The sequence below is a fragment of the Mesorhizobium sp. Cs1299R1N1 genome (assembly GCF_037179655.1).
Lineage (GTDB): Bacteria > Pseudomonadota > Alphaproteobacteria > Rhizobiales > Rhizobiaceae > Mesorhizobium > Mesorhizobium salmacidum.
Genome location: NZ_JAPYKR010000001.1, coordinates 659,250 through 684,769, shown reverse-complemented (window position 1 = coordinate 684,769; position 25,520 = coordinate 659,250). Strand labels below are relative to the sequence as shown.

The 25,520-nt window shown below is 62.3% G+C and carries 24 protein-coding genes and 2 pseudogenes; 15 read left to right on the top strand and 11 right to left on the bottom strand.

The genetic code is table 11. The annotated features are described in order from the left end of the window. The first annotated feature begins 1 nt into the window (after position 1). Positions 2 to 892: an HlyC/CorC family transporter gene (locus tag O7A70_RS03325; RefSeq protein WP_337131647.1), complete on the top strand. Its 891-nt coding sequence runs from the start codon at positions 2 to 4 to the stop codon at positions 890 to 892. A 184-nt stretch (positions 893 to 1,076) separates the two neighbouring features. Further along, positions 1,077 to 1,877: pseudogene (locus O7A70_RS03320) on the top strand (alpha/beta hydrolase); the annotation flags it as partial. Between the two features lie 78 nt (positions 1,878 to 1,955). Here O7A70_RS03320 and O7A70_RS03315 read toward each other — a convergent pair. From O7A70_RS03315 to O7A70_RS03305, 3 genes are read right to left on the bottom strand one after another with little or no spacing between them, the layout of a single operon-like run. Further along, positions 1,956 to 3,500: a SpoVR family protein gene (locus tag O7A70_RS03315; RefSeq protein WP_337138985.1), complete on the bottom strand. Its 1,545-nt coding sequence runs from the start codon at positions 3,498 to 3,500 to the stop codon at positions 1,956 to 1,958. Positions 3,501 to 3,509: 9 nt separating this feature from the next. After that, the gene (locus tag O7A70_RS03310) at positions 3,510 to 4,823 is read right to left on the bottom strand and encodes a YeaH/YhbH family protein (protein WP_337138984.1); all 1,314 of its coding nucleotides are present in this window, start codon (positions 4,821 to 4,823) and stop codon (positions 3,510 to 3,512) included. Between the two features lie 19 nt (positions 4,824 to 4,842). Then, positions 4,843 to 6,792, bottom strand: coding sequence for a PrkA family serine protein kinase (locus tag O7A70_RS03305; protein WP_337138983.1), 1,950 nt, complete (start codon positions 6,790 to 6,792; stop codon positions 4,843 to 4,845). Between the two features lie 259 nt (positions 6,793 to 7,051). Here O7A70_RS03305 and O7A70_RS03300 point away from each other — a divergent pair. After that, positions 7,052 to 7,324 (top strand): annotated as a pseudogene (locus tag O7A70_RS03300) (thiamine pyrophosphate-dependent enzyme); the annotation flags it as partial. A 38-nt stretch (positions 7,325 to 7,362) separates the two neighbouring features. Here O7A70_RS03300 and O7A70_RS03295 read toward each other — a convergent pair. After that, entirely contained in the window at positions 7,363 to 7,665 is a 303-nt protein-coding gene (locus O7A70_RS03295) for a BolA family protein (RefSeq protein ID WP_337138982.1), read from the bottom strand. Positions 7,666 to 7,844: 179 nt separating this feature from the next. Here O7A70_RS03295 and O7A70_RS03290 point away from each other — a divergent pair, with 179 nt between their 5' ends. From O7A70_RS03290 to O7A70_RS03265, 6 genes are all read left to right on the top strand, one after another. Then, positions 7,845 to 8,474, top strand: coding sequence for a J domain-containing protein (locus O7A70_RS03290; RefSeq protein ID WP_032922426.1), 630 nt, complete (start codon positions 7,845 to 7,847; stop codon positions 8,472 to 8,474). 123 nt (positions 8,475 to 8,597) lie between these two features. Next, complete coding sequence (gene cobS / locus O7A70_RS03285) at positions 8,598 to 9,584, top strand: cobaltochelatase subunit CobS (RefSeq protein WP_127276014.1); 987 nt, start codon at positions 8,598 to 8,600, stop codon at positions 9,582 to 9,584. Positions 9,585 to 9,595: 11 nt separating this feature from the next. Continuing rightward, a complete protein-coding gene (gene cobT, locus O7A70_RS03280; protein ID WP_027143521.1) occupies positions 9,596 to 11,494 on the top strand; it encodes a cobaltochelatase subunit CobT in 1,899 nt (632 codons plus the stop codon). Further along, complete coding sequence (locus O7A70_RS03275) at positions 11,491 to 12,519, top strand: esterase-like activity of phytase family protein (protein WP_337138981.1); 1,029 nt, start codon at positions 11,491 to 11,493, stop codon at positions 12,517 to 12,519. Before cobT ends, O7A70_RS03275 begins: the two co-directional genes overlap by 4 nt. Positions 12,520 to 12,691: 172 nt before the next feature. Next, the gene (locus O7A70_RS03270; RefSeq protein WP_337139034.1) at positions 12,692 to 13,060 is read left to right on the top strand and encodes an ArsR/SmtB family transcription factor; all 369 of its coding nucleotides are present in this window, start codon (positions 12,692 to 12,694) and stop codon (positions 13,058 to 13,060) included. Further along, a complete protein-coding gene (locus tag O7A70_RS03265) occupies positions 13,057 to 13,542 on the top strand; it encodes an SRPBCC family protein (RefSeq protein WP_337138980.1) in 486 nt (161 codons plus the stop codon). The genes O7A70_RS03270 and O7A70_RS03265 overlap by 4 nt, the downstream gene beginning before the upstream one ends. Before the next feature lie 28 nt (positions 13,543 to 13,570). Here O7A70_RS03265 and O7A70_RS03260 read toward each other — a convergent pair whose 3' ends face one another. From O7A70_RS03260 to rpmB, 3 genes are all read right to left on the bottom strand, one after another. After that, positions 13,571 to 14,245 carry a spermidine synthase gene (locus O7A70_RS03260; protein WP_337138979.1) on the bottom strand — a complete coding sequence of 225 codons (675 nt, stop codon included), beginning with the start codon at positions 14,243 to 14,245 and terminating at the stop codon, positions 13,571 to 13,573. A gap of 3 nt (positions 14,246 to 14,248) precedes the next feature. After that, positions 14,249 to 14,932, bottom strand: coding sequence for a queuosine precursor transporter (locus O7A70_RS03255; protein ID WP_337138978.1), 684 nt, complete (start codon positions 14,930 to 14,932; stop codon positions 14,249 to 14,251). A 161-nt stretch (positions 14,933 to 15,093) separates the two neighbouring features. Beyond that, a complete protein-coding gene (rpmB, locus tag O7A70_RS03250) occupies positions 15,094 to 15,390 on the bottom strand; it encodes a 50S ribosomal protein L28 (RefSeq protein ID WP_027143515.1) in 297 nt (98 codons plus the stop codon). Positions 15,391 to 15,647: 257 nt separating this feature from the next. On the opposite strand from rpmB, the gene O7A70_RS03245 reads away from it, so the two are divergent. Genes O7A70_RS03245 through O7A70_RS03235 form a run of 3 tightly spaced genes read left to right on the top strand, consistent with a single transcriptional unit; the run spans position 15,648 to position 18,150 of the window. Then, a complete protein-coding gene (locus O7A70_RS03245) occupies positions 15,648 to 16,436 on the top strand; it encodes a DUF3108 domain-containing protein (RefSeq protein ID WP_337138977.1) in 789 nt (262 codons plus the stop codon). 44 nt (positions 16,437 to 16,480) lie between these two features. Further along, complete coding sequence (gene yddG / locus O7A70_RS03240) at positions 16,481 to 17,479, top strand: aromatic amino acid exporter YddG (protein ID WP_337138976.1); 999 nt, start codon at positions 16,481 to 16,483, stop codon at positions 17,477 to 17,479. After that, positions 17,476 to 18,150: a lysoplasmalogenase family protein gene (locus O7A70_RS03235; protein WP_027143512.1), complete on the top strand. Its 675-nt coding sequence runs from the start codon at positions 17,476 to 17,478 to the stop codon at positions 18,148 to 18,150. Before yddG ends, O7A70_RS03235 begins: the two co-directional genes overlap by 4 nt. On the opposite strand, the gene O7A70_RS03230 is transcribed toward O7A70_RS03235, so the two are convergent. Both O7A70_RS03230 and gloB read right to left on the bottom strand, forming a co-directional pair. Continuing rightward, the gene (locus tag O7A70_RS03230) at positions 18,147 to 18,566 is read right to left on the bottom strand and encodes a cupin domain-containing protein (protein ID WP_027143511.1); all 420 of its coding nucleotides are present in this window, start codon (positions 18,564 to 18,566) and stop codon (positions 18,147 to 18,149) included. The genes O7A70_RS03235 and O7A70_RS03230 overlap by 4 nt on opposite strands. Before the next feature lie 22 nt (positions 18,567 to 18,588). Then, a complete protein-coding gene (gene gloB / locus O7A70_RS03225; RefSeq protein WP_337138975.1) occupies positions 18,589 to 19,356 on the bottom strand; it encodes a hydroxyacylglutathione hydrolase in 768 nt (255 codons plus the stop codon). 196 nt (positions 19,357 to 19,552) lie between these two features. Here gloB and O7A70_RS03220 point away from each other — a divergent pair, with 196 nt between their 5' ends. From O7A70_RS03220 to O7A70_RS03210, 3 genes are all read left to right on the top strand, one after another. Then, positions 19,553 to 20,341 (top strand): class I SAM-dependent methyltransferase, encoded by a 789-nt coding sequence (locus O7A70_RS03220; RefSeq protein ID WP_027143509.1) that lies wholly within the window; start codon positions 19,553 to 19,555, stop codon positions 20,339 to 20,341. A gap of 142 nt (positions 20,342 to 20,483) precedes the next feature. Beyond that, positions 20,484 to 22,301, top strand: a complete 1,818-nt coding sequence (locus O7A70_RS03215) for an ABC transporter ATP-binding protein/permease (RefSeq protein WP_337138974.1) — start codon at positions 20,484 to 20,486, stop codon at positions 22,299 to 22,301. A 100-nt stretch (positions 22,302 to 22,401) separates the two neighbouring features. Next, positions 22,402 to 23,205, top strand: a complete 804-nt coding sequence (locus O7A70_RS03210) for a DUF1194 domain-containing protein (protein WP_337138973.1) — start codon at positions 22,402 to 22,404, stop codon at positions 23,203 to 23,205. A 13-nt stretch (positions 23,206 to 23,218) separates the two neighbouring features. On the opposite strand, the gene O7A70_RS03205 is transcribed toward O7A70_RS03210, so the two are convergent. After that, positions 23,219 to 24,154 carry a glycosyltransferase family 2 protein gene (locus O7A70_RS03205; RefSeq protein ID WP_337138972.1) on the bottom strand — a complete coding sequence of 312 codons (936 nt, stop codon included), beginning with the start codon at positions 24,152 to 24,154 and terminating at the stop codon, positions 23,219 to 23,221. A 289-nt stretch (positions 24,155 to 24,443) separates the two neighbouring features. Further along, positions 24,444 to 25,466: a glycosyltransferase gene (locus O7A70_RS03200; protein ID WP_337138971.1), complete on the bottom strand. Its 1,023-nt coding sequence runs from the start codon at positions 25,464 to 25,466 to the stop codon at positions 24,444 to 24,446. Positions 25,467 to 25,520: the final 54 nt, after the last annotated feature.

Sequence of the window (25,520 nt, the reverse complement as noted above, 5' to 3'; positions counted from 1 at the left end):
GATGGACACTGGCTGGATCGTCGTCGCCGTCCTAGCCATCGTCGTCCTGCTGGTCTTTGCCGTGCGCATACGCCTGCTTGCTATGTTCGGCTATGAACTGTCGCGCATCGAGCCGCCGCGCTCGAGCCAGGACGAATTGCGCGGCGCGGTCGACGATTTTCGCCGCGACGGGCAGATGGTGCGCGAGGACCGCGACCGCATCGGCGGTCTGTTCGATCTCGAAGAGCTCGAAGTGTCCGACGTCATGGTCCACCGCACCAACATGCGCTCGGTCAATGCCGACAACGCGCCGGAAGCGGTGGTGCGCGAGATCCTGCAGAGCCCGCATACCCGCATGCCGCTCTGGAAAGGTTCGCTCGACAACATCGTCGGCGTGCTGCACGCCAAGGATCTGCTGCGGGCGCTGAACGAGGTCGGCAACGATTTTTCGCAGATCGACGTGATGAAGATCGCGTCAAAACCCTGGTTCGTGCCCGACACCACGACCTTGCAGGAACAGCTCAACGCCTTCCTGCGCCGCAAGGCGCATTTCGCCGTCGTCGTTGATGAATATGGCGAGGTCGAGGGGCTGGTGACGCTGGAGGACATCATCGAGGAGATCGTCGGCGAGATCGCCGACGAGCACGATGTCGACATCCAGGGCGTCAAGCAGGAGGCCGACGGTTCCGTCGTGGTCGAAGGCACGGTGCCGATCCGCGACCTCAATCGGGCGCTCGACTGGAACTTGCCCGACGAAGAGGCGACCACCATCGCCGGCCTCGTCATCCACGAGGCGCAATCGATCCCCGAGGAGAAGCAGGCTTTTACGTTCCACGGCAAGCGCTTCGTCGTCATGAAACGCGACAAGAACCGAATTGCCAGGGTCAGGATCCGGCCGGCCGGAGATAGTTGAGCGGCTCAGTGCTTGATGGGATCGCCGAGCCGCTCTAACTCTTTGGTCTTACGCAATTCCCTAGGGAAAGCGCTAGCGGTTTTCCCGAAAAAACCGCTACGCACTTTTCCTGGAATTGCTCTTGAGCCGTCGCCTTATCGATCCTCACTGGAACTCCCGCCCGCCGGGATGCATTCTTTCGCCGATGACGATCGATCGGCGAACCCTGCTCCTGGCTTCGATGTCCGCCTTGTTGCCTGCCGGCGTGTTGGCGGGGCAAGACAAGCCATCGCCCGAAACCTTCGACTATGGTCCCGCCAAGCTCGACATCTACGCGCCCGATGGCGCGAGAGACCTGCCGGTGGTCTTCTTCGTCCATGGCGGCGCCTGGCGGTTCGGCAAACGCAGCCAGGTAAACGCCAAGCCGGCCTTCCTGCTCGCCAACGGCTTCTGTTTCGTCTCCATCGACTACCGCATGCTGCCGCAGGCGGATGTCGCCACCCAGGCGGGCGACGTCGAGAAGGCCTATGCCTATATCAGGGCCAACATCGCCCAACATGGCGGCGACCCCAACCGCATCGTCGGCATGGGCCATTCGGCCGGCTGCCATCTGATTGCGTTGACCGGCATGCGCGGCGAATTGCCCGGCGTTGCCGGGCTGCTTCTCGACGATACCAGAGCCTATGATCTTGCCGCCCTCGCCAGAAATGGCGGCATGGTGCGGGCCTATTCGCGGGTCTTTTCCGATCCTTCGCAATGGGCGGCGCTGTCGCCGGCGAGCTATGTGGATGGTCGCAAGCATCCGCCGACGTTCATCGCCTATTCTCGCGCCGATGGTCGCGGCGAGCAGTCCACGGCTTTTGCCGAGCGCCTGCGCGCCAGCGGCACTGATGTGACACTGTTCGACGGTAGCGCCTATACGCACATGTCGATCAACCGCGACTTCGGCGAGGGCGATGATGCGCTGACCAAAGCGGCGCTGGCGTTCCTGAAATCGACGGTCGGCAGAGCGCACCCAGCGTGCCTGCGGAGCATGTTCCACTCGTTCCGCTCGACAGCCTACGATGCGGCCCGAAGCCGAAACTCAGCAGTCATTGCTGGAGCGTTCGTTGAGTGTCGCACCGGTTTCGGCGTCGACCGAAGCTAGGCTGACTTCGTAACCCCAGAGGCTTCGGATGTGGCGCAGAGTGGCATCGCGGCTGCCATTGTCGAGCAGTACGCCCTCCTTCACCTCGTGCTGCAGCCGCAAATGCCGGTTACCGAGCAGGTCGACGTCCACTACCTGGATATCCGGCCGGCTCGCCCCGATGTCGTAGCTCTGGGCCAGCGCGGCACGTATCTTTTGATAGCCGCGCTCATTGTGGATCGAGGCGACCTCGTAATGCGAGTCGTCGGCTTGGTCGGCCAGGACAAACATCCGCCATTTCCGTATCAGGGCTGGGCTGAGGTGCTGGCGGACGAAGGATTCATCGCGGTGATTGGCCCATGCGTCCAGGAGCACGTCGCGCCAGTCACCGCGGCCCGCAATGTCGGGAAACCAGTCGCGGTCCTCCGCCGTCGGCTCGATCGAAATGCGCTGGATGTCCTGCATCATGTCGAGGCCGAGCGCGTATGGGTTGATACCGGAGAACCGGGGGTCGTCGAAGGCCGGCTGGAAGATCACATTGGAATGGTTGCGCAGGACCTCGAGCATGGCGCCCTCGCTGATCTGGCCGCGGTCGAACAATGCATTCATGAGGGTGTAATGCACGAAGGTGGCGCAGCCTTCATTCATCACCTGCGTTTGCCGCTGCGGATAGAAATACTGCGCAACGACACGCACGATGCGGATGATCTCGCGTTGCCACGGCTCCAGGACAAGGCTGTTCTTCTCGAGGAAATAGAGCAGATTTTCCTCGGGCAGGTTGAGCGATTTCTTCCGCTCCGTCAGGCCCTCATCCTTCTTCTCGGTCTTGCTGGTGTCGTGTGAAGGAGGCAGCGTGCGCCATAAATCGTTGTAGGAGCGCTCTTCGTATTCCAGGCGCTCGCGCAGCCCTTCACGCTGCCGCTCGGACGACAGCTTTGGCGGCCTGTGGTATCGGAACACGCCTTGCTCCATGAGCGCGTGGGCGCTATCGAGAATGCTTTCCACGGCTGACAATCCGTGCCGCTCCTCGCATCGGGCAATGTAGCCCTTGGCGAACTCCAGGTAGCTCAGGATTCCCCCGGCGTCGGTCCACTGCTGGAAAAGATGATTGTTCTTGAAGAAATGATTGTGTCCGAGCGCCGCATGCGCCGTCACCAGGGCCTGCAGGGCCATGGTGTTTTCCTCCATCAGGTAGACGATGCAGGGATTGGAATTGATGACCAGTTCATAGGCCAGCCCCCGTCCGCCCTTGCGGTAGAGAAAGTCCTGGTACAGGAAATGCTTGCCGAACGACCAATGACGATACATCAGCGGCATGCCGACCGATGAATAAGCGTCGAGCATCTGTTGCGAAGAAATGATTTCCATCTGCACCGGATAGGTGTCCAGCTTGAGCTCCTCGACGGCGATTGCCGCGATCGCCTCATAAGCCTGCGACAATTTCTGGAAATCCCAGTCGGATCCGGAAAAGAGCAAACCCGGTTTGCTGGCTGTCCTGGCCATGTTTTCCCCTCAGGCACTCTTCCGGAGCGCGGGCTGTTTGGCAAAGAGCTGGCGAAAGACAGGATAGATATCGGCGGCCGTGGCTATTCGGCTCATCTGGAAGTTCGGCCAGTTTGACTCGATGGCGCTGTAGGCCCGCCAGAGCGACGTCCCGTTTTCGGTCGCGCCGAAGATGTGGCTCTCGCGTTCGTCGATGATCTCGACATAGGCGAAATACTGGCACAGGCGCATGAGCTTGCCGTTCAGCAGGGCGATGCAGCGCTCGGAATCGGTGGCGAAATTGTCGCCGTCCGAAGCCTGGGCGGCGTAGATGTTCCACTCGCTCGCGGGATAACGCTGCTCGATGACGCGATGCATTTCCTCGAGCGCGGTGGAAACGACGGTGCCGCCGCTTTGCGTGCAGTAGAAGAAGGTTTCCTCATCCACCTCCTGCGCTTCGTGCGTGTGGCGGATGAAGACGATTTCGGTACGCTCATAACGTCTTTTCAGGAATAGGTGCAGCAGCACGAAGAAGCGCTTGGCAAGGTCCTTCTCGCGCTCGCCCATCGAGCCCGACACATCCATCAGGCAGAACATGACCGCTTTCGCATTCGGCACCGGGCGCGGGTCGAAGCGGTTGAACCGGATGTCGACCGGGTCGACGAAGGCAATCCGCCGGCGCCGGCGCTCCAGCCGCTCGATCTCCTCTTTGAGGGCCGCGACGCGCTCGCGCGTCTGAGCATTGGGCCGTGCGGCCTCCAGCGAGGCGAGGTCCTGCATGATCGCGTCTACCGCCGCTTGCTTGGGGCGCCTGAGCGCAATGCGGCGGCCGTGGCTGTTGCGCATCGTGCGGCCGACATTGATGTTGGTCGGCGAACCGGTGGCCGCGAAACCCGCCCGGCGTGGCTTGAAGGCAAGGATCTCCTTGAGATTGAGCTTCACCAGGTCGGGCAGTTCGAGATCCTCGAAGAAAAGATCGAGCACCTCCTCGCGCGACAGGACGAAACGAAAGTCGTCCTCGGATGCGGTGTTTCCCGGTGACGAACCGCCCTTGCCTCCGCCCTGGCCAGGTTTGGGGATCAGATCACCCTGGGCGAACTGCCTGTTGCCCGGCAGGATGTGCCGGCGCCGGCCGGTGTCCCTGGCGTCGTTGAAGGTCGGCTCGCCGGTGCCTCTCTCGGGCATCGGCACGACATGCTCCGCGTCCACGTCGGCGATCCGCCCAGCGCGGATCTGGTCGCGAATGCTGCGCTTGAGTTCCTCGCGGGCACGCCTGAGGAAGCGCTGGCGATTGCCAAGGCTTTTGTCCTTCGGATTGAGGCGGCGGTCGATAAAGATCGGCATGCAACCATTCGGGCTGCTCTCAGCCCGCCTTGTTCACCCGCATGTACCAATCGACCAGCCGGCGGACCTGCCGTTCCGTATAACCGCGCTCCACCATCCGCTGGACGAATTCACTGTGCCGTTTTTCGGTGACGCTGTCCTGCTTGGAGCCGAAGCTGATCACCGGCAGGAGGTCCTCGACCTGGCCGAACATGCGCTTTTCGATCACCTCGCGCAGCTTCTCGTAGCTCGTCCATGACGGGTTGCGACCGTGGTTGCGCGCCCGGGCACGCAGCGTGAACTTCACCACCTCGTTGCGGAAATCCTTCGGATTGGCGATGCCTGCCGGCTTTTCGACTTGCGACAATTCGCTGTCCAGCACCTCGCGGTTGAGGATTTGGCCGGTATCGGGGTCCTTGTAGTCCTGGTCCTCGATCCAGGCATCGGCATAGGCGATGTAGCGGTCGAACAGGTTCTGGCCATATTCGCTATAGGACTCCAGATAGGCCTTCTGGATTTCGTGGCCGATGAACTCGGCGTAACGGGCGGCCAGTTCCGACTTGATGAATTCGAGATAGGCCGCTTCCATCTCCTTCGGAAACTGCTCCCGCTTGATCGCCTCTTCCAGTATGTACATCAAATGCACCGGATCGGCGGCCACTTCCGCGGTGTCATAGTTGAACGTCTGCGACAGGATCTTGAAGGCAAAGCGCGTGCTGACGCCGGTCATGCCTTCGTCGACGCCGGCAGCGTCGCGATATTCCTGGACTGACTTAGCCTTCGGGTCGACTTCCTTCAGGTTCTCACCGTCATAGGCGCGCATTTTGGTGTGCAGCGGTGAATTGTCATGCTCGGCAAGGCGCGTCGAGACGCTGAACCGGCTGAGGATGTCCAACACCTCGGGCGCGCAGGGGCTGGCGGCCAATTCACTCTCGCGCAGCAGTTTTTCGTAGATTTGCCTTTCTTCGGTGATGCGCAGGCAATACGGCACCTTGACCACGAGAATGCGATCGAGAAACGCCTCATTGTTCTTGTTGTTTTTGAACTGTTGCCACTCGGATTCGTTGGAATGGGCAACGATGATGCCCTGGTAGGGAAAGGCACCGAAATTCTCGGTGCCGTTGTAACTGCCTTCCTGGGTCGCCGTCAGCAATGGATGCAGCACCTTGATCGGCGCCTTGAACATCTCGACGAATTCGAGCAGACCCTGCGTCGTCCGGTTCAGCCCGCCGCTGTAGGAATAGGCGTCGGGGTCGGACTGGCTGAAATTTTCCAATTGCCTGATGTCGACCTTGCCAACCAGGGCGGAGACATCCTGATTGTTCTCGTCGCCAGGCTCTGTCTTGGCAATGCCGATCTGGCGCAGCCGCGACGGCATCAGTTTGACGACACTGAATTTGGAAATGTCGCCGGACAATTCGTCGAGGCGCTTGGCCGCCCATGGCGAGATAAGCCCGTTCAGGCGGCGCCGGGCTATTCCGTATTTGTCCTCCAGGAGATCGCCCATGCGATCTGGATGGAACAGGCCAAGCGGCGATTCGAAAACCGGACTGATCTGGTTGCCGACCTTCAGCGTGTAGATCGGGCGCTCCTCCATCAATTTCTTCAACCGTTCGGCCAAGGAGGATTTACCGCCGCCGACCGGGCCCAGGAGGTAAAGGATCTGCTTGCGCTCCTCGAGGCCCTGAGAGGCATAGCGGAAATATCCGGCGATGCGCTCGATCGTATCCTCCATCCCATAAAAGTCGGAGAAGGACGGATATATCTTGACGGTCCGGTTCGAGAAAATGCGGCCGAGCCGCTCGTCCTTGCTGGTGTCGACCAGGTCAGGCTCGCCGATCGCCTCGACCATTCGTTCCGGCGCCGAGGCATACATCGACTTGTCCTCGCTGCAGGCAAGCAGATATTGCTGGAGACTTATCTCCTCCTGGGCGGCGTTTGCATAAATTTCCGAAAAGAGGTGGAAGACGTCGGATGGGTTCTCACGCATGATCATTGCCTTCAGAGCCATTCTGGCGGGGCACACACATTCAACTGCGGGATGGCATTGTTTGTTCCGTCGACGCGCATGCATCTGGCATCAAAATCCTGGCATCGCTCCAGCCCGAATGGCTGCCTGTCCTGATTGAGCGCTCGCAGCGTCCGCGGAGACTCTTGCGATCTGGAGATCGACCGTGACTTCGGCAGGGATGGCGACGCGCTGACCGCCGCGGCGCCCTGTGGCTGGATCATGCCAAAAGCGGCGGCGGCAGGCGCGGGAACATCTCGATGTGGTGACGATCGTCTTTTCCAACCGCACCTATGCGATCCTGCATGGCGAGATGCGTAATGTCGGCGTGAACGCGATCGGCGAGAATGCTAGGCGCATGCTCGATCTCGATCATCCGGCGCTGGACTGGGTTTCGCTGGCCAAAGGCATGGGCGTGGAGGCGGCGCGTGCGGATAGCTGCGAACGTTTCGACGCGCTGCTCGACGCTGCCTTGTCTCGCCCGGGGCCGTTTCTGATCGAAGCGGTTATCTGAGCGCAGCGTGAGAGGCGCAGGCTGGCTCGCAGCTTGGCCTACCAGCGCGTCTGTTCACCGGGCGCCGCGGGCTCGATCGCCAGCGCGTGCACGCCCGCGTTCAACTCGTCGGCCAGAAGCTGGTTGACGGCGCGATGACGGTCGATGCGGCTCATGCCCGTAAAACTCCGAGAGACGATGCGGACCCGGAAATGCGTCTCGCCGGCGCCGTCGAATTCTGTGTGGTGACCGGATTCCACGTGATGATGGCCGGCGTGGAGATGGCTTTCGTTGAGGATGACGAGCCGCTCGGGCGAAAATGCCTTGTTGAGCTTGTCTTCCATGGTCGCCTGTATGGACATCGTCTTTTCCCTTCACCACATATGGCTGGCCCGCCGCCAGGAAAACCGGAAATCGGTTTCACCAGGCCGCCAGCGTACAACAAAATCGGTCATTCGCCCGCTTTAAGCCGCGATTCAGCGGTTAGGGCGATGATCGCGAAAATGTCAATTCTTGTTTCGCATCTGCGAACGCCCCATAAATGGGTGAGATGAAGCCGTATCCCAAATATTTCGAGAAGATTCGCGTCCGTCCAGACAAGGACGCGGAGGTGAAGGCGCACGCGCCGATCTGCCAGTGGGATGGCTGCAAGGAGGCGGGCACGCATCGCGCGCCTGTCGGGCGCATGAAGGAGGGCGAGTATTTCCGCTTCTGCTTCGACCATGTGCGCGAGTACAACAAGGGCTTCAACTACTTCTCCGGCGTGCCGGACACCGAGGTCGCGCGCTTCCAGAAGGAAGCGATGACCGGCCATCGGCCGACCTGGAAGATGGGCGTCAACGGCGCCTCGACACGCTCCTCGCCCGATATGGCGCAGATGCGCTCCGGCCGCGCCGGCTACTACAACCGCATGCGCGACCCGTTCGACCTGTTCAAGGGGCCGAAGGATCCGCGCGAGGCGCGCGAGCGCAAGGCCAAGCCCCTTGAGGCCAAGGCGCTGGAAACGCTTGGCCTTGATACAAAGGCGACTGGCAAGGACATCAAGGCGCGCTATAAGGAACTGGTGAAGCGTCACCATCCGGATGCGAATGGCGGCGACAGAGGTTCGGAAGACCGGTTCCGCGATGTGCTTCAGGCCTATCGCGTGCTCAAACAGGCAGGCCTGTGCTGAGCGACCCTACGGTTCGTGTCGTTTTGCAACTTTCATAAGGTTGGAAAAGGCTCTAAGACCGCCCCCGAACAAAATGGATTGCCGGCGAAACGCGACGTTTCGCCCGTGGAGACGTTGAGAGATATGAACAAGGTCGATCGCGACATCGCCAATCTGCCCGACACGACGGTGTCGGTGAAGGAGAAATTCGGCTTCGAGTCCAAGATGGTGGTGCCGGCCTATTCGGTGACATCAGAGCATGTGCCCGACATCGATCCCGACTATCTGTTCGACAAGGCGACGACCTTGGCGATCCTCGCCGGCTTCGCCTACAACCGCCGCGTCATGGTCTCGGGCTATCACGGCACCGGAAAATCGACCCATATCGAACAGGTCGCCGCCCGCCTCAACTGGCCGTGCGTGCGCGTCAACCTCGACAGCCATGTCAGCCGTATCGATCTTGTCGGCAAGGACGCGATCGTCGTCAAGGACGGCTTGCAGATCACCGAATTCCGCGACGGCATCCTGCCGTGGGCCTACCAGCACAATGTCGCGCTGTGCTTCGACGAGTATGACGCAGGCCGTCCGGATGTGATGTTCGTCATCCAGCGCGTGCTGGAATCGTCCGGCCGCCTGACGCTGCTCGACCAGAGCCGGGTCATCCGCCCGCATCCAGCGTTCCGCCTGTTTTCGACCGCCAACACGGTCGGGCTGGGCGACACGACCGGCCTTTATCACGGCACCCAGCAGATCAACCAGGCACAGATGGACCGGTGGTCGATCGTCACCACGCTGAACTATCTGCCGCACGACAATGAAGTGAACATCGTGCTCGCCAAGGCCAAGCATTATCGCGACACCAAGGGCAAGGACATCGTCAACAAGATGGTGCGCGTCGCCGACATGACGCGCTCGGCCTTCATCAATGGCGATTTGTCGACGGTGATGAGCCCGCGTACCGTCATCACCTGGGCCGAGAATGCCGAGATATTCGGCGATGTCGGCATGGCGTTCCGGCTGACCTTCCTCAACAAGTGCGACGAGCTGGAACGTTCGGTGGTCGCCGAGTTCTACCAGCGCGCCTTCGGCCAGGATCTGCCAGAGAGCGCGGCCAACGTGGTGCTGGGCTAAGCAGAGCCTCGATGGCGGGTCCAGGCGACAACACGCGCAACAAGTCGAAGACGGGGTCTGAAGCCGACAGCTTCAAGCGCGCCGTCACCGTCTGCATGCGCGCCATCGCCGGCGACAAGGAGATGGAAGTCGGCTTCGCCAAGGACAGGCCGGCGCTGGCGGGCAGCCGCGCGCGGCTGCCCGAACTGCCCAAGAAGGCATCGAAGGCCGACATCGCGATCACCCGCGGACTTGGCGATTCCATGGCGTTGAAGCGCGCTTGCCATGATGTTCGCATCCACAGCAAGCTGGCGCCCGAAGGCAAGGCCGCCCGCGCCATCTACGATGCGGTCGAGCAGGCTCGCGTCGAGGCGATAGGCAGCCGCGCCATGCAGGGCGTCGCCGACAATATCGGCTCGATGCTTGAGGACAAATACACCAAGGCCAACCTCGTCGACGTCAAGGACAAGGCCGACGCGCCGATCGAGGAGGCGCTCGCGCTGATGGTGCGCGAAAAGCTGACCGGCCGGCCGGTGCCGAAGAGCGGCGAGCGGCTGGTCGAACTCTGGCGGCCCTGGGTCGAGGAGAAAGCCAAGGCCGACCTCGATGGCCTGTCGGAAAAGCTCGAGGATCAGCAGGCCTTCGCCCGCGTCGTGCGCGAGATGCTCGCCTCCATGGAAATGGCCGAGGAACTCGGCGACGACCAGGAGACCGAAGACTCCGAGGACAATGACGACAACCAGCCGCAAGGCGAGGAACAGAGCGAGGAGGGCGGCGAAGACGATTCCGGCTCCGAGCAGTCGCAGTCCGAGGACGCCGAGGCGTCGGCAGACGACGAGCAATCGGCGGAGACTGAAGCCTCCGACGCAACGGCCGACGATCTGTCCGACGATGACGATGCCGACGCCGAGACACCCGGCGAGGCGCGCCGCAACGACAATCCCTTCACCAATCTGCCGAAGGAAATCGACTACAAGATCTACACGTCAGCTTTCGACGAGACGGTTGGCGCCGAGGAGCTTTGCGAAGAGGAAGAGCTCGACCGGCTGCGCGCCTTCCTCGACAAGCAGCTCGCCAATCTGTCGGGCGTCGTCGGTCGGCTCGCCAACCGGCTGCAGCGCCGCCTGATGGCGCAGCAGAACCGGTCCTGGGATTTCGACCTGGAAGAGGGCTATCTCGACCCGGCGCGGCTGGTGCGCGTGGTCATCGATCCGATGCAGCCGCTGTCGTTCAAGCAGGAGCGCGACACCAAATTCCGCGACACGGTGGTGACGCTGGTGCTCGACAATTCCGGTTCGATGCGCGGCCGGCCGATCACGGTCGCCGCCACCTGCGCCGACATCCTGGCGCGCACGCTGGAGCGCTGCGGCGTCTCGGTCGAGATCCTCGGCTTCACCACGCGGGCGTGGAAGGGCGGGCAGGCGCGCGAGAAATGGCTGAAGGACGGCAAGCCGCCGAACCCCGGCCGGCTCAACGATCTGCGCCACATCATCTACAAGTCGGCCGACCATCCGTGGCGGCGGGCACGGCGCAATCTCGGCCTGATGATGCGCGAAGGCCTGCTCAAGGAAAACATCGACGGCGAGGCGCTGCTGTGGGCGCACAACCGGCTGATCGCCAGGCCCGAACAGCGCAAGATCCTGATGATGATCTCGGACGGCGCGCCCGTCGACGATTCGACGCTGTCGGTCAATCCGGGCAATTATCTCGAACGCCATCTGCGCGCCGTCATCGAGCTGATCGAGACGCGCTCACCGGTCGAACTGCTGGCCATCGGCATCGGCCATGACGTCACCCGCTATTACAGGCGCGCCGTCACCATCGTCGATGCCGAGGAACTGGCCGGCGCCATGACCGAGCAACTGGCTTCGCTGTTTGCCGAGGAAAGCGCGAAGGATACGCGGCGCGGCGGCACGCGACGCGCCGGATGATTTTTTCGCGGGGCGGGTTTCGGGACACGCTTTTTGCCGCCATCGCCTTGCTTGCCGGCATGGCTTCGGCGCCAGCCCGTTCGGCCGGCTCGGCTGCAGTTGAGCCTGTCGCAGTCTCGGCCCGCCCGATCACCGAATTCCATATTAGCGGTACCGACAAGCAGTTTGGCCAACTCGAATTCGTCGGCGGGCTGGAAATGACCTCGCCATCACGCGATTTCGGCGCGCTGTCGGCCTTCCGGTTTCTGAAAGCCGGCGGCGATTTCATCGGTGTGGCCGATACCGGTTACTGGTTCTTCGGCTCGGTGGCCCGAGACGCAGACGGGCGACCCGTCGGCATCCAGAATTTTCGCATGCAGCAAATGGTCGATCAGAGCGGCCAGCCGATCGACGAAAAACGGGAAGTCGATGCCGAAGGCCTCGCGGTCAAGGACGGCATCGCGACCGTCGGTTTCGAGCGCAACCACCGCGTCGTCCAGTTCAGGATCGACCCGGACAACATGAAGGCGCCGTTCAGGCAGCTGGATTTCCTGGTGCCGGCGCGGGAACTGCGGCAGAACCGCGGCTTCGAGACAGTCACCTATTCAAATGCCAATGGCCAGCATCAGGGCGGCCTTGTCGTGGTCTCGGAGAAGAGCCTCGATCGGGCCGGCAACATCTACGCCGCCATCATCGAAGGGCCGCGCAAGGGCGTCTTCACCGTCAAGCGCAACGGCGATTTCGATATCACCGACGGCGCCTTTCTGCCCGATGGCGACCTTTTGCTGCTGGAGCGCAGTTTCACCATGACGGGCGGCCTCAAGATGCGGCTGCGGCGCATTTATGGAGAGAGCGTCGAGAAGGGCGCCGTTGCCGACGGGCCGGTGCTGCTGCAAGCCGACATGGGCTACCAGATCGACAATATGGAAGGGCTAGACGTCTGGACCCGCGATGACGGCGCGCTGATGGTTTCGCTGATCTCCGACGACAACCAGTCGATCCTGCAGCGCAATCTCTACCTGGAATTCATTCTGCACCAGGATTGAGTGGCAGCTTCGCCGCGACGCCTATTGGCGATTTTGTCCATGCGTCGGCCATTCCCAGCGTTCTCCCTGACAGACCACTAAATTTGAATGAGTTTGTCGACCATGACCGTGTTCGCGAAAACACTTTAGTCTGGACTTGACAATTGAGATGGTGCGAACGATACTCAAGTCCATGCTTAACCATTCAGAGATCGACGGCATCCTTCGCGCTCTTGTCGAGCCCACCCGTCGGCAGATCCTGGAACAGTTGAGCAGCGGACCGGCCACCGTCAGCCAGCTGGCGGAGCCGTTCGGCATGACCTTCGCCGCCGTGCTGCAGCATCTCCAGGCGCTGGAGGCCTGCGGTCTGATCCGCAGCGAAAAGATCGGGCGGGTGCGCACCTGCCGGATCGAACCGGGCGGGCTCGCTCCGCTCGCCGACTGGATTGCCGAGCGCCGCCTACCGGCGGAACGCCATCTCGACCGTCTTGGCCAGATCCTGGCCGAGACGGATCAATCCCCCGAGAAAAATCAGGACCAGAAAAAGGACGAACCGCAATGAACCAGATTGCCCCCGTCAAGGACGAGCATTCCGTCATCCACTCCACCTTCACCATCGAGCGGACCTATCCGCAATCGCCGTCAAGTGTCTTCCATGCCTTCGCCGACAAGGCGACGGTGCGACGCTGGCGCATCGAAGGCGATGGTTTTGCCGTTGCCGAATTCAGCTTCGACTTTCGCGTCGGCGGCGGCGAGGTGTCTCGCTTCAGCTATGGCGGCGGTCCGGAGATCAGGCTCGACGCGCAATTCCAGGACATCGTCGCCGACCAGCGCATCGTGTTTTCCTACAGGATGGCGGTCGGGCCGCAGCCCATGTCGGCATCGCTGACCACCGTGGAGCTGACGCCTTCAGGCGATGGCACAAGGCTGACCTACACCGAGCAGGGCGCTTTCTTCGACGGCATCGATTCCGCCAAGGGACGGGAGGAGGGGACTCGCGGGCTGCTGGAGGCCCTTGCCGCCGAACTTCAGCGGTCAAAATAGCCCCGGCCGCCGACGATCTTGGTCAAGATCATGAGGCTTTGGTGGCTATCCAGATGACATGGCGCGCGCCGCGCTTGCCGTTGGCGCGCGTGTTGACTTCGTCGACCGCGAAACCTGCCTGTTTCAGCCGCCGCGTGAAGCCGGCATCCGGCCCCTGCGACCACACCGCCAGCACGCCGCCCGGCTTGAGCGCGGTACGCGCGGCGGAGAGGCCAGCCGCACTGTAGAGGGCGTCATTGCCTTTGTGGACGATGCCCTCGGGGCCATTGTCGACGTCGAGCAGGATGGCGTCCCAGGCTCCGGCCCCGGACCGTATCAACTGGCCGACATCGGTTTCGCGGATGGTGACGCGGGAATCATAGAGCGACCCGGCGAAAATCTCGGCCATTGGGCCGCGCGCCCAGGCGATGACGGCCGGCACCAGTTCAGCGACAATGATTTCGGCATTGTTGCCCAGTTCGGCGAGAGCAGCGCGCAGCGTAAAACCCATGCCAAGCCCACCGATCAGCACCCTCGGCTGCCTATGGCCGGCAATTTTCTGGCAGGACAGTTTCGCCAGCGCCTCCTCGGAGCCGCTCAGCCGGCTGTTCATCAACTCGTTGGTGCCGAGCATGATCGAGAATTCGGAACCGCGCCGTTTCAGCCGCAGGTCCTGCTGGCCATCAGGCGTTCTCGCGGAGTCCAGCTGGATCCAGGGAATCACGGCTTAGGCCGGGGCAATGGCCGGCTGGCTCCAGCGGGCGGCGAGCAGCCGGTAGGGGATCAGTGCCAGGACAGCGATGATCAGTTTCACGCTGAGGTCGCCGAGCGCCCAGGACACCCAGCGCATGGCATCGACATGAAACACGCCCATCAATGGGGCGCTTTCGAGCGCGAAACTGTCGCTTGGACCGACGAAGGCAAAGGCGGCCGAAAAAGCCACACCGAAGAACACGACGGTGTCGAACACCGATCCGACCAGCGTGCCGATGATCGGTGCCCGCCACCAGCTCTGCCGACGCAGCCGGTTGAACACGGTGACGTCGAGCAACTGCGCGGTCAGGAAGGCAGCGCCCGAAGCGGCTGCGATGCGCACCAGCCGGTCGGCTGATGTCTCGAACTCGATCAGGCCATGACGGAACAGGAAGGGCGGGACGAGGATCGAGCAGACCACCGCCGTCATGAAGCCGACAAACACGATCCGGCGCGCCACGGCGGGTCCGTAGCGACGGTTGGCAAGGTCGGTAACAAGGAAGGAAAAGGGATAGGTGAAGGCGCCCCAGGTCAAAACATCGGCGAGCGACAGGCCGCCGATCTGGCCCTGCATGGGGAACTGGACGAGGATGTTCGAAGCCACGACGACAAGCGCCATGGCGGCCACAAAGGGCAGGTATCGCGAAAAGGAAGACATTTTTTTATCCTGGGTAATGGAACCAGCGGAGCGTTTGCCGAAAACCGGATCACGCTCGCTTCGTAGTCGAGCATCGGATTGTCGAGCCTTGCGGATCTATCCGATGCTCAGTGGCCAACAAGAGGTTGGCCAGGGCGGTTGTCCCCCGCCTGAGAGACGAATTAAGCGGCAGCCTGTTCGGCGGTCTTCTTGGCGATCTGCTTCTTCAAGAGACGCGCGCGCTGCGACAGCTCCTTGACGTCGGCCTTGGCCAGGAAGGCATCGAGGCCGCCGCGATGTTCGACCGAACGCAGCGCGTTGGCAGAAATGCGCAGGCGCACATTCTGGTTCAGCGCTTCCGAAATCAGCGTCACATTGACGAGGTTCGGCAGGAAACGACGCTTGGTCTTGTTGTTCGCGTGGCTCACATTGTTGCCGGTCTGGACTGCCTTGGCAGTGAGTTCGCAGGTGCGGGACATGGTTCTAACCTTCAGTTCTCTCGTGGCCTGCCAAACTTTTGTGCCCACGCCGGGTGGCGCGCGGTTCTGGTCAGGCGGCCTTATGGAAAAGTTGGCGTTCCTTAGTTGCATTTCACCGGGGCGTCAAGCTCCGGCTTCCCCACGGAAGCGCCCGGCATTTCATATTAAGGCCGGATTTCACCCTATAAGCGGTCTCACAGGGACATGCCAGACCGGAGTCGCCCGGCTCCGGCCGAAATCAAGGATCCGATCCCGCCATGCCTCGTTCGTCTCACGCGCTTGTTGCCGCGCTTGCCGTCGCCTTGCCGTCCGCCGCGTCCGCTGCCTCGCCGCAGTCGTTCAAGGGCGAGTACACGGTGTCGTTTCTGGGTCTCTCGATCGCGAAGTCGACTTTCTCCAGCCACTATGAGAATGGCGCCTACGCGATCGAAGGCAGTGTCTCCGCGGCGGGTCTCGCCAAGCTGTTCGACGACACGCGGGGCACGATCTCGTCCAAGGGTACGATCTCCGGGCAGAAGATGGTGCCGGAGGCATTCCGTGCCGACTACACTTCCGGCAAGAAGGCATCCTCGATCGACATTCGCTTTGCCAACGGTAACGTGACCTCGACGCAGGTCATCCCCGCTCCGGGCAAGCGCGACCCCGAGGCCTGGGTGCCGATCGGCGCCGGCGACCTGGCATCGGTGCTCGATCCGATGGCCGCCACCGTCATCCATGCCGACAGCCTCGACCAGGTCTGCGGCCGCAAGGTCAAGTTCTATGATGGCGAGATGCGCGCGGACCTGACACTGACCTACGCCTCGAAAGGAACGATCTCGGTGCCGGGCTACAAGGGCGACACTGTTACCTGCCAGATGGGTTTCGAGCCGGTGGCTGGCTATCGCAAGGGCCGCAAGGCGCTCAACTACCTCAAGAACAAGAGCCGCATGATGGTGACGTTTGCACCGCTTGGCCAAACCGGCGTATATGCGCCGATCCACGCCACGGTCGGAACGCAGATCGGTACCTTGACCATCAGCGCCAGGCGGTTCGAAGCAGTACAATAAGGCACGCCACCGGGGACAGGATGGGGCGCGCCACTGGAGACAAAATGGGGCGCGCAACACTGATCGGCTTTTCGGCGGTCGCCATGTGGGCGTTGCTTGCGTTGCTGACGGACGCGTCCGGCAAGGTGCCGCCATTCCTGTTGTCGGCGATCACTTTCTCGATCGGCACGGGCGTAGGGCTTGTCGCGCGACTGTTCATGCCGGCCAGCGACAGGAACCAGAAAATCCCGCCCCAGGTCTGGGTGATCGGTATTGCCGGCCTGTTCGGCTACCATTTCTTCTATTTTACCGCGCTGCGCAACGCGCCGGCGGTGGAGGCGAGCCTGATTGCTTATCTCTGGCCACTGCTGATCGTGCTGGGCTCGGCGCTGATGCCGGGCGAAAAACTGGCTTGGAATCATGTCGTCGGCGCGCTGCTCGGCCTTGCCGGCACCGTGCTGATCATCACCAAGGGCGGCGGCCTGGCCTTCGACGCGCGCTATGCTTTCGGCTATGCCATGGCCGCCGTCTGCGCCCTGCTATGGTCGTCCTATTCACTGCTGTCGCGACGTTTCCCGTCGGTGCCGACCAGCATCGTCACCTGGTTCTGCGCGGCAACCGCCGTGCTGTCGCTCGCCTGCCACCTGGCGCTCGAGGAAACAGTGCTGCCTGAGGGCGCCGGCCAGTGGCTGGCCGTGCTCGGGCTCGGCCTGATGCCGGTGGGCGCCGCCTTCTATGCCTGGGACATCGGCGTCAAGCGCGGCAACATCCAGGTGCTGGGCGCCGCAAGCTACGCGGCACCGCTTTTGTCGACGCTGGTGCTGATCGCGGCCGGTGTGGCCGAGCCTTCGTTGCGCATTCTGGCCGCCTGCGTGCTCATCACGGGCGGCGCGGCGCTGGCGGCAAAGTCGCTCTTCTTGCGCAAGCCAGCGGCGACCGGGAGCGGAGCCAGGGCATCCGAAAGCGGAGCCGGGGCATCCGAAGGCGGAGCCAGGGCATCCGACAGCGGGGCCAGGGCATCCGAAGGCGGAGCCAGGGCATCCGAAGGCGGAGCCAGGGCATGACGATGCCGTTTGCCGGCGGCATCGACGCCAATGCCAATGCAACGCTGATCTTTTCGCTGGTGGCGGCGGTGATCTATGCCTTCACGCTTGGCATGCGGCCGACGCTGGCCCGCTCGGCGGCAAAGACGCTCGCCGTGGCCATGCTTGCCGTACTCGCCGCAATCCAGGGCGGCCCGCTGCTGCTGGTCGCCGCCCTTGCGCTGAGCGCGGTTGGTGACGCCTTCCTGTCGCGCGACGGGGAAAAGGCATTTCTCGGCGGGCTGGCGAGCTTTCTCGTCGCCCACATCGTGTATGCCGCGCTGTTCCTGCGTAGCGGTGGCGGATTGGAGTTGCTTGCCGCCGAATCCTGGCTGGGCGCGATTGCACTGGCCATGGCGGTGTTCGCAATTGTCATGCTGGCGGCGCTCTGGCGCCGTGTCGGTCCCGGCCTGCGTATTCCGATCGCCGCCTATATCCTTGCGATCCTGGCCATGGGCATGTCGGCGCTGACGACAAACAGTAGCTGGGTGATCGGCGGCGTGGTGCTGTTCATGGCATCGGACGGGCTGCTCGCCACGGAGAAATTCCTGGTCGCCGCCATATCACCGCAGCGCGCCTTGATGCGCCTCGTCGTCTGGGTGCTGTACTACGCCGCCCAGCTCGCGATTACCCTGGGTTTCCTGCTGGGTTAGGGCTGCCAGCCCGGCTCGGCGAGTTCGAAGGCGGCGAAATCGAAACCTGGCGCGACGGTGCAGCCGACCAGCGTCCACTCGCCCAGGCTGCGCGCAGATTGCCACCAGCCTGCCGGCACGACGATTTGCGGCCGTTCGCCCGCCGCGAGGTCGATGCCGAGAACCTGCTCGATAATGGCGCCGCCTTCTTCCCACATCGACAGCGCCAGCGGGGCACCGGCATAAAAATGCCAGACCTCGGCGGCGTCCCTGACCCGATGCCAGGCCGAAAGCTGGTGCCGTTCCAGCAGGAAATAGATGGCGGTCGAATGACCCCGCGCACCGCCGGCTTCGTCGCGAAAAGTTTCCGCGTACCAGCCTCCTTCCGGATGCGGCTTCAGTGCGAGCGTTGCTATGATTTCCGCGGAACTGGTCATCGGCAGAAAGCCAACACGGCGCTCAGAAATTGTCCTTGCGCTTGCGGATCTCGGCGAAGACCTCGGCATCTCCAGCCTTCTCCATGCCCAGATGCTTGCGGATTGCCGGATCGTGCCAGCGCAGGAAGGGATTGGTCGACAGTTCCTCGCCGATCGTCGTCGGCAGCGTCGGCTTGTTGTCGACCCGCAGCGCCTCGATCCGCGCGGCGCGCTCCTTCAATGCCGAATTGGTGGGGTCGACGCTCAGCGCGAAACGGGCATTGGCGAGCGTATATTCGTGGCCGCAATAGACCGTCGTCTCGGCCGGAAGAGCCGCGAGCTTCTTCAGCGATTCGTACATCACCGGCGGCTTGCATTCGAACAGCCGGCCGCAACCCAGGGCGAACAGCGTATCCGCGGTGAACGCCACTTTCGATGCCGGCAGATGGTAGGAGACATGGCCGGCGGTATGTCCGGGCGTGGCGATCACCTCGATGCGCTCATCGCCGAGATGAAGGATGGAGCCTTCTTCGACGGTTTCGTCGATGCCGGGAATCTTGGCCTTTTCCGCCTCCGGCCCGACGATGCGCAGCTTGAAGCGCTCCTTGAGCGCCAGATTGGCCTCGACATGGTCGACATGGTGATGCGTGGTCAGGATCATCGTCGGCGTCCAGCCGGTGCGCTTGATCGCGGCCAGGATCGGCGCTTCCTCGGGCGCATCGATGATTGCGGTCTGGCCGGTTTCGGGATCATGCACCAGCACACCGAAATTGTCGGTGCGGCACATGAACTGTTCGATTTCGACCGGCATCGCATCTCTCCCTTTACCGCTGCAGACATAGGGTGCCGCTGCGTGAATGTCATCCCGGATGTCAAAGCGAAGGACATCCCGGATGTCAAAGCGAATGACGTCCGAATGTCATCCTGGGATGTCAAATTGACATCCGCCGTGCCGCCGCTTTGGACCTTTTGTTGAATCCGCCCGACATCACGGCTACATCCCTGACATGCATTCCGACATCGTCGACCTTCGCTCCTTCTATTCGACAACGCTCGGCCGGTTCGCCGAGCGTTCGATCACCATGGCGCTATCGTCGATATGGGCCGCGGTGCCCAATGAGCGGCTGGTAGGTCTCGGCTATACCTTGCCCTGGCTGGAGCGCTTCGGCTCCGACGCCGAGCGGGTCTTCGCCTTCATGCCGGCGACCCAGGGCGCCGTGGTTTGGCCGGCGACGGGGCCGACGGCAACGGCACTGGTCTTCGACGAGGAGCTGCCGCTGGTCGATTCCTGCATCGACCGCATGCTGCTCGTCCATTCGCTCGAACACGTCGAGAACCCGCGCGAGACGCTGAACGAGATCTGGCGGGTGCTGTCGCCGGCGGGGCGCGTCGTCATCGTCGTGCCCAACCGGCGCGGCGTCTGGGCACGCTTCGAACATACGCCGTTCGGCAACGGGCGGCCTTTCTCACGCGGGCAGCTCACCGAACTGCTGCGCGAGGCGAATTTCACGCCCGCCGCGTGGTCCGATGCCTTGTTTTTCCCGCCATCGCGACGGCGCTTCATGATGCGCTTCCACAATGTGCTGGAGCGCGCCGGCCGGCGGCTGTGGCCGATCTTCTCCGGCGTCATTGTCGTGGAAGCGCAGAAGCGACTTTATCAAGGCGTGCCGGTGGCCCAGCGCGCGTCCCGCCGCGTCTTCGTGCCGGTGCTGTCGCCACATGGCGCGACACGGCTCGGCCGGCGGGCCGAGGGAAGCGGTGCGGCATCGTCGGCTCGGCAAGCGACACCGTCGTGATCGCGATGGAAACTTGCATCGCGCGGCATCTTTCCGACCTATCTGTCGTGCTGGGCTCGCAAAGTGGTTGAGGGGCTGCCGCCGTCGGCTCTCTTAATCTCATCCGGTTTCAGCTTCGCTACTTAACGCAAGGACCTCGGCTATGGCTGATCAACTGGACAATCAGGCCACCGTTCAGCCGGTCGCTGTGGCCAGCAGCCTGCGCGATCAGGTGGCGGCGATCAAGCGGGCGCTGATAGAATCGCCGGTTCGCAAATGGTTGCTGTGGACGTCGGCCGGCATCATGGCCGTCATCGTCGCGACGTCGATCGGCCAGGTTCTGCTCAATCGCTGGAACCAACCCTTTTACGACGCGCTCGCGCGCCGCGACATGGCCGCCTTCCTGCATCAGCTTCTCGTCTTTGCCTTGATCGCCAGTGGGCTGCTGGTGCTCAACATCGGCCAGACCTGGCTCAACCAGATGATCCGGCTGAAGTTGCGCGAGGCGCTGACGCTGGATTTGATCGACCAGTGGATGCGGCCGGCGCGTGCTTTCCGGCTGGCCAATGCCGGCGCCATCGGCGTCAATCCCGATCAGCGCATGCAGCAGGATGCCGCGCATCTGTCGGACCTGTCGACCGATCTTGGTGTCGGCCTGCTGCAGTCCTTCATCCTGCTGGTGTCTTTCGTCGGCGTGTTGTGGGAGCTGTCTTCGGGTTTCGTGTTCCACATTGGCGGCTGGTCGCTGGCGATACCGGGCTACATGGTCTGGGCGGCGTTCCTCTATGCCGGCACCGCCTCCTGGCTGAGCTGGCTGGTCGGGCGGCCGCTCATCCGCCTCAACAGCGACCGCTACACGCGCGAAGCGGAACTGCGCTCCTCGATGGTGCGCGTCAACGAGAATGTCGATGCCATCGCGCTGTACCGTGGCGAGAATGATGCCAAGAGACGGCTCGAACTCGACCTCGGCACGGTGCTGGGTGCCATGCGGCGCATCTACACCGCCCAGATCAACCTGTCCTGGGTAACCGACACCTATGGCTGGATCACCGTCGTGGCGCCTATCCTGGTCGCCTCGCCGGTCTATTTCTCGGGCGACATCAGCTTTGGCGGCCTGATGATGGCGGTCGGCGCCTTCAACCAGGTGCATTCGTCGTTGCGCTGGTTCATCAACAACATCGGCAGCATCGCCGACTGGCGTGCCACGCTGATGCGCGTCGCCGACTTCCGCATCGCGCTCGATGAAACCGATGTGCTGCACGACAAGGAGAAGCGTATCTCCTTCGATCAGAACGCCAATGGCAGCCTGACGTTGGAGAAACTCCAGGTGGCCTCGCCGGAGGGCTGTACGAAGCTCTCCGACCAGCATGTCGAAATCCATGCCGGCGAGCGCGTGATGATCACCGGCGAGCCCGGTGCCGGCAAGACGCTGTTCTTCCGCGCCATTGCCGGCCTGTGGCCATGGGGGAGCGGAAAGATCGGCATGCCGGCGGGAGAAGCCCCGATCTTCGTGCCTCGTGTCCCGTATTTCCCGGCTGGCACGCTGCGCGAGGTTCTTGACCATCCCTATGGTGTTGCTCCGGCAAGCGATGCCGAGATCTCGGCGGTGCTTGGCGAAGTCGGCCTCGGGCGGCTGTCATCCTCGCTCGACCGGTCGGCCCGCTGGGAGCGGGAGTTGGGCGATGACGAACAGCGAGCGCTCGCCTTCGCCAGGCTCGCGTTGCGGAAGCCGAAATGGGTGGTTATCGATGAAGCGATGGATGCATTCGACGGCCCGTCGCTAAGGCGCGTGCTGTCGCTGCTGGATAAGCATCTGAAGGACGCCGCGATCATTAATATCGGACGCGGCCTGCACAACAATCAGTTCTTCCCGCGGTCCCTGACGATCGTGAAGGATACCGGCGCGCCCGCCCTGAAACCCGCCCCCGTCCGGGCAGGTGCCATCGAACCGCCGCCAGTCGCCGCACGGCGCAAGGCATAGAACAGCCGGCATTCGGACCGGCCGGGCGCGCGCCTGCCACAAGCTTTATTTCGCCGTGATCGCGAGCGATGTTGCGATCGAAACATCGCTTGTGCTGGCCATGCTTGAGATAATGAGCCTGCTTGCCTGCCTGGCTTGCGCCCAGGCCGCTCCGGTTCCTTCGGCGCCGGATACGCTGACCGTCGACGTCGAGCTGGTGCTGGCGGTCGATATCTCCCTGTCGATGGACGAAACCGAGTTCGCCCTTCAACGCGCCGGCTACGTAGAGGCGCTGCGGCATGCCGATTTCATCGAGGCGGTCCGTTCCGGCCATACGGGCCGCATTGCGCTCGCCTATTTCGAGTGGGCCGGCACGGTGCGCGACGACGCGGTCATCGGCTGGCAGATCATCGACGGCGCCGAGAGCGCTAACAGCTTTGCCGACAAGCTTGCGGCCCGCCCCTTCCGGAGTTTCCGCGGCACCTCGATTTCAAGCGCGGTTGCTTTCGGCACCGAGCTTTTCGACGGCACCAATTTCGCGGGCGAACGCAGCGTCATCGACATATCTGGCGACGGCCCCAACAATATCGGGCCGCCGGTCACCGTGACGCGTGATGCGGCCATTGCCAAGGGCATAGTCGTCAACGGCCTGCCGATCCTGATCAAGCCATCGCCGACCTTCAGCCATCTCGATCAGTATTATGCGCAGTGCGTGACCGGCGGACCTGGTTCCTTCGTGCTGCCGATCCATGCGGCCGCCGAATTCTCGACGGCGATCCGGCGCAAGCTGATTCTGGAAGTCAGCGGCATTCAGGACAAGCCCAAAATCACGCCTGTCGAGATGGACGCCCCGATCGACTGCCTTCTGGGGGAACGGGACAGGCGGTTCCTGTCGGATCCCTATTTCCCGGAACTGGACCGATAGGCCTGGCCGTGGGTCAGGCAGGCCGGGCGCCAAACTCGTTGCGGAATGTGTTGAGGAGATCGCGGCGCCAGCGCCGGCCCTGGACATAACCGTTGACCAGTTCCGGCAAGGAGTAGCCGAGGGCCTTCGACGACCGATTGGCCATATAGCCCTCGAACGCCTCCGGTATCCGGCCCCTGAGAATATCGGCGATGATCTGCCGTGAGATCATGTAGGGCGGAATGTGCGGGTAGGAGCGGGCGATATGCGGGTGCTTGCCCATCAGATTGGCATAGGCTTCGACATAGCCTGTCCTGCGGCCCGAAATCGAATTCTCCGAATTGTATTTCGTCCAGTCGATATCTCCCGACAATTGCGCGCCGAACCGCTGCGCGAGGCGCAGCAGCAACTCCCGGTCCTGCATCCGGGTGATGTCGCTGTCATAGCCGCCAACCGCCAGCAGGGCCTCGCGGCGGGCCGATATCGCCGAGCCGGCGATGAAGATCGTCTGCGCCACAAGCGTGCGCTCCAGTACCATGGAACTCACGAATGCCTCGGGATTGATGCAGTTGGTGGCGCGGCCGCTCTTCAGCGAGACGTATGAGCTCAGCAATACTTCGAGCGACGGATCGTCATCGAACCGGGCCAGCGTGCGCTCAAGCCGGTGCGGCAGGTAGACGTCGTCGGAATCGAGAAATGTCACCACAGGGGTCCGCGCACGTTCGATGCCGGCGTTCCTGGCGGCGTTGGCGCCGCGCCATTTCGCGCCGACATAGATCAGCCGCGGATCGCTGACGCGGGCGAGCGCCGCCTCGGTTCCGTCGGTCGAGCCATCGTCGACGACGATATGCTCGAACCGCGGCATGCTCTGGGAAAGCACGCTTTCGACGGCGCGGAGCACCGTTTCGCGCCGGTTGTGGGTCGGTGTGATGACCGTGATGAGGGGCGCCTGCTCCGTCTTCCCGCTCATATCGCGTCAGCCGTCTTCAGCGCAAAAACACACTTCGCGCCAGGTCCTTTGATCTTCAGGATGGTTGAACGGATCGGACTTCCCCCTGGATGGCCCTCATAGGATTCAGCGCGACGCTACAAAGAACAACCTGTTATGTCATCCTATTCTGCTGTCGTTCGACCGACAAGGCGTGATGAATTCCGGCTCCTGGAGCTTCAACCGCAACACCATCGCTGTCTTCCATGCTTGCGAAGTGGCGTTGACGATCAATTTTCGCAAGGGCGATCGAATCCACCGCTAAGATCAGCTAGCTGTGCCCGACATAGTCGGGCACGATCTCGATGTCGTCGCTGACCAGGCCTGTAGCGAGACTGAACTGGCCCCAAAACGCCAAACTGTAGAATGCAAGGCCGACAAGAAGGGAAAACGGAATTTGCCAAAGCGGCATCCCGGTGCCCCCGGCATGGCCGATAATCCGTCTTATGGTGCGCCATGACATGGTGAACCAACGGCTGAAGGACTTGACGATCCGTTGCGTGCGGCCAGGCGATTTGAGCTCCACGAACTTTCGGTCGGCGTCTCTGCCCGTGACCAGGGCGCGCCAGAAAAAAAATCGCCAGCCCCGCGGTGAGTAATGGTAGACGCGTGCGTTGACATTACGAATTATGCGGCCTTCGCGTTGCAATTCGCGCATCAACAATGTGCACGAGACCTTGAAGCCATTGTGTCTTGGAAAAGGATGATCGACGATCCAGTCGCGCCGAAACCCTACATTGTTGGCGTTCATCGCTCGCTTCGAGGCAAACCGCTTGTCTCCGTGAGCCATTGGGAAAAACCAGATCAGTGCAAACGTTCTCGAAAAGAAATCATCGTATGAAAGATAAGTATATCCATTCACACACATAACTTCTGGATCGCTAAAGGGCTCAAGCAAACCTGATAGCCAGCCTGGTTCGGCCACTACATCGGAATCGGTGAAAATGACGATATCCCCGTCCGTTGCCAATATGCCGTTGTTTTTTAGATCGTAGTATCGGCCCCCGGGGGAAGCTGTAAAGATCAGATCGGCAACTTGTTCCAGCTGTGGCGCTACCGCCCTGACGTCGATACGAAGCGATCCAGCTTCGGCGTCCGTGCCGCCGTGAGAGATAACAACCTTGGGTCTGTGCAAGCCGGCTGAAGAAACCGTGGTGATTTCACGTGCCAAGGCCTTCAGGCCAACGCCGACTTCGTCCCAATCGATGGACTTGGCGTTCTCCATCTCCACCACGAGGGAATATGTTGTGTATGGTTCAACCATTTCCGCATGGATCATATCGCTGCGTCGCACTGGCGATAGTCCCTGCAAGTCGGCCTAAAGGCAACCCTTTCAAGATCACGCGGG